The organism is Nitrospinota bacterium (genome assembly GCA_035528715.1).
Lineage (GTDB): Bacteria > JADFOP01 > JADFOP01 > DATKYB01 > DATKYB01 > DATKYB01.
On record DATKYB010000007.1, the window covers coordinates 1 to 3,567 of the forward strand.

A 3,567-nucleotide genomic window follows, 5' to 3' on the forward strand; every position below is an offset into this window, starting at 1 on the left:
GAGGACATGAAATATACTATTTACTCCTAGAGGACCTGTTTATTTTTGACAACAAGCCCCTTGCAAAACTAAGAAAGGTTATAATTGACAAGGAGAAAGGCTTTCAACTTCTTGATTTCGTTGAGAAAAAACCACTTGATGGATTAGATGTTATCTTCGTAAGAAAAGAACCTCCCTTTAATATGGATTATATCTACTGTACATATATATTAGAACATATCACAAAAAAAACATTCGTTATCAATGATCCAAAAGGGATTCGAAAGGCTAATGAAAAGTTATATGTTCTTAACTTTCCAGAAATAGCCCCAAAAAATTGTATCTCAAAAAATCCAAGAATGCTCAAGGACTTTTTTATAAGTTTGGGAGGGGAAATGATCATAAAACCCTTGGACAGTTATGGAGGAAGGGGGATCTTTTATCTTAAAGAGGGGGATAAGAATATAAATGCTCTATTGGAATCATTAACATTGAATAGCAAAAGATTTGTCATTGGCCAGGAATATCTACCTCAAATAAAAGATGGTGACAAAAGGATACTCATTCTTAATGGGAAGCCTATTGGAGCTTTTAAAAGAATTCCACCTCAAGATGACCACAGAGGAAATATCCATGTAGGAGGGAGATGCGAGAAATCAGATATTACTGAAAAAGATAGAGAAATTTGCTCAATATTATCCAAGAAGTTGATTGCTGACGGTCTCTATTTTGTAGGGATTGATGTCATTGGGGATAAGGTATCAGAGATCAATGTCACGAGCCCTGCAGGAATACCTGAGATAAATTCTTTTAATAATTGTAGATTGGAAGAAGAGACCATTGATTTTGTGGAGGGAGTGGTTTCAGGATGAAGAAAGTAATCATAGGTATAATAATAGCCCTATTTCTACTCTTAATCATTGCCATATCCATCCCTTTTTTAGTTGACTTAAATAAATACAAAGGAATTGTTGTATCGCAGATTGAGAAAGCCATCCATAGAGAGGTTAAGGTAGATAAAATAAAGCTCTCCCTGTTAAAGGGGTTAGGGGTAAATTTAGATAATATTATTATTTCTAACAATCCAGAATTCAAAAAAGAACCTTTCTTAATTTTGGAAGGATTAGAAGTTAAGTTAAAGATTCTTCCTCTCCTTAGAAAAAGGATTGAAGTAAAAAAGATAATCCTTAACTCTCCAAAGCTTTTAATAGAGATTAACAAAGAGGGAAAATTTAATTTTAATGACTTAGTGAATCCCCAAAAGACGTCTAGTCAAATTTATAAAAAAGATTCATACCCTATTCTGTTTGTCTCCCAAGAGAAAAAATCGCCATCACCCAACCCATTTTTAAAGAACCTTAATATTTCCCGAATTATGATAAACAAGGGTGATGTCAAATTTATCGATGATTACTTTGATGCAAAAAAGGAGAGAGTAACTAATATTGAAGGCTTAAATCTCAAAGCAACGAATATTTCCCTTTATACACCATTAGACTTTAAACTCTCTGCTAAAATCTTAACGCAAAAAGAACAAAAGATAGATATGCAAGGAAAGATTGGTCCTTTTGGTGATAGGTTAGATTTTAAAAAAGTGGATTTAAATCTCGTCATGAAATTAACAGACTTGGATATTGCTCATTTCTATCCCTACTATAAAAAATATTCACCCCTTATCATTCATAACGGCTTTTTAAATTCAGATGTTCGCTTATCAGGGAATTTGAATGAAAAGTTTTCTAGTGATGGCAAAATCAGCCTGAGAGATTTCTCCTTTAAAGATAAAAAAGGTTTTTTTAAGATAGATAAAAAAATAAATCTAGATGTAGAGAGAAAGATCACCATAGATTTTAAAAAGGATTTGATAACTCTTGATAATTTTGATATTGGCTTACTCGATAATCATCTCAATGTATCTGGAGATATAAAAGAGTTTAAAAAGAACCCAAGAGTTAATCTTAAATTATCCTCCAAAAAGTTCCTTTTGAGTCAAATAGAGGGATTATATCCTCCTATAAAAAAGGCTATGCCAAAAGGGATGACCATAAAAGGACCGTTATCCTTCCTAACAGATGTTCAAGGGACCAGAACAAATTTTACATTAAAGGGAGATCTGAATTTAGATAAGAGCCGATTGGTCCTTAAAGATATATTAAATAAACCAGAGAAAATGAATACAAGGATTTTATATGACTTTAGTTTTGGTGATGATCAATTGACCATTAAAAGTGCCTCATTAAACCTTAAAGACTTAAATCTCAAGAGCTCTGGAACTATAAAAAAGTTTGATAACCCTCTCGTAGACCTAAAAATAAAGACAAGCGAACTCAACCTTAAAGGATGGGAAGACATTTTACTAGTAGGAAAAGGGGGAAAGCTCTCTGGATTATTAGAAATTGATCTGGGCCTCAAAGGACCGATCAAAGACCCATCTAAAATCTATTTTGAGGGAAAGATCAGAGCAAGAGATATTGAGCCCCTCGAAAATATTATGGATTTATATCCTCTCCCGAAAAAAGGGACCAGAATGCTTACCATGAAAGGTAAGGCAACTATAGATAGCTTTATAAAGGGGAAAATGAACGATCTCATTACCGACACAAGAATAGACCTAGACCAAGCGGGAATCAAGTATGCTGGACTCATTGAAAAACCGATGGGCACTCCTGCAAACTTACTTTTTAACGGGAGTTTTGCAAAAAACAATATCAGAGTAAACAAACTCAACCTCAACCTGAAGAATCTGAATATTAAGGGAAGTGGAACTATCATTAATACAAAACAACCGAAGATTGACCTTAATCTCTCCACAAATGAAATTGATTTTATCCAACTCAAAGAGCTCATACCTCTCTTAAAAGAGCACAAGCTTTCAGGAAGAATAAAAACTGATATCAAGATAAAAGGTGATATGGCACTTATGAAAGATATCGATCTTCAAGGAAATCTTTCTATGGAGAAAGTCGGTGCAAAATTCTCTTTTATCCCCAAAGAAATTCATGACATGAGCGGGAAGATCTCTATGCAGGGAAAGAGAATGGATATCAAGGGCTTAACCATGGGATATGGAAATACAATAGTAAACCTTGATGCAACGATTAAAGACTTTGACTCTCCGAAGATTAAATTCTCATTACGTTCCCCAAGACTTAGGTTTGATGATCTCCTGACTGCTGGGCAACCCAAAAAGGCTGATCGCAAGATATATGGAGAATCCATTTTGCCTGTTGCTAAAAAAATAGAAAACAAAGACTCCTTTTTAAAAAAGATACAGGCAGAAGGGGACATTAGAATTGGAAGGGGAGGATATAAGAATTTTAACTTTTCGAATTTAAAGGCAGACCTTTTCTTTGGAAAAATGGCCCTAACTATAAGACCTTTATCATTTAATCTTTACAAGGGCCTTTTTTCAGGTTCAGCATTGATGGATTTTAAAGAGGAAAAACCAATATTTTATGTACAATCTAATCTTAGAAAAATTGATGTAAAAGAGCTTATAAACTCCAATACCTCGCTAAAGGATATGATTAATGGAACCCTCAACTCTGATTTATCAATATCTGGAAAGATGGCGGATGCAGTCACTAT

General features: G+C 33.9%; 2 protein-coding genes. Both read left to right on the plus strand.

What is annotated here, in order from left to right:
* Positions 1-851: glutathione synthase (gshB, locus tag VMW81_00425; GenBank protein ID HUU49411.1), on the plus strand; the 851-nt coding region annotated here is incomplete at its 5' end.
* The coding region (locus VMW81_00430; GenBank protein ID HUU49412.1) for an AsmA family protein at positions 848-3,567 on the plus strand (2,720 nt) is incomplete at its 3' end. The genes gshB and VMW81_00430, both read left to right, overlap by 4 nt.